The 1,090-nt window shown below is 62.2% G+C and carries 1 pseudogene; it reads right to left on the minus strand.

What is annotated here, in order from left to right:
- Positions 1 to 494: 494 nt before the first annotated feature.
- Positions 495 to 989, minus strand: a pseudogene (locus tag ABD213_RS15010) (transposase); the annotation flags it as partial.
- Between the last annotated feature and the right edge of the window lie 101 nt (positions 990 to 1,090).

Here is a 1,090-nt window from a genome sequence, read left to right on the forward strand (position 1 = left end):
ACCAGCGAGCACGCTCAACACGATCCGGGTCTTCTTCTCGACCGGGATCGAAGGGGGTCTTCCCATAGTTCTGATTCTCCTTCAGGACTGACTCAACAGCCCTGCCAAGAATCTTGACGCGCGACACTGTCCCCGCACAATCGGGTTCTCAGGAACGCGGTTGAGTGTTCGGTAGTACTTCTCCAACGTGCGCATGCGGCGCTGCCTTAGGGCCAGAGGCGCGTCGGTGAAATCGCTGCGTGTGCCGTTGCTCAAGAGCAACTCGAACCCCAAACCGCGTGCCAACTTTACGAGCGCTTCGGCGGCGTTTGCGTTCGCGTGAGCGGAATCGCCGTCATTTTCGTGCGCGATGACGACGTTCGTGTCCAGCAGGAGACGAGGCGACCGTCCCCTCGCTGTGCTCATCGGTTCCTCCATGCCGTTGAAAGGAACCTAGCGTGACAGAGTTCCACGCTAGCGGATGGGACTGCTGCATGAGTAGGTGACAGTTGGGGTTAGGCCGCCAGGGCGACGGTCTGGTTCATGATGGCTTCGTACTCGATGGGGGTCAATCGGCCGAGGGCGGCTTGTCTGCGGCGGCGGTGGTAGGTCCTCTCGAGCCAGGTGATGATCGCGATCTGGAGCTCTTCTCTGGTGGCCCATCGGCGGGTGTTGAGGACGTTCTTCTGCAGCAGCGCGAAGAACGACTCCATGGCCGCGTTATCGCCCGCGGCCCCGACGCGTCCCATGGATCCGATGAGGTGGTGGCGGTTCAGCGCGTGGACGAATTTTCGGCTGCGGAACTGACTGCCTCTGTCGGTGTGGACGATGCAGCCGGCCACCTGAGTGCCCTCGGCGCGACGTCTGGCGACGGCATTGCCGAGCGCGGTGACCGCGAGCCACGACGTCATCCGTGAGTCCATGGACCATCCCACGACCCGGTTGGAGGAGACGTCCTTGAACGCACACAGGTAGAGCTTTCCCGGCTCTTCACAATCCAGGGTGTAGTCGAGGCCTGAACCCGCCGGACTCGAGCAAGCATCTCGCGATGTAGTTCGTGAGGTTGCGGAACCCGAGTGCGGAGCCGCGTAGGTGCTCGAGCCTGCCGTTG

It is taken from the genome of Aeromicrobium halocynthiae, assembly GCF_039531385.1.
Lineage (GTDB): Bacteria > Actinomycetota > Actinomycetes > Propionibacteriales > Nocardioidaceae > Aeromicrobium > Aeromicrobium halocynthiae.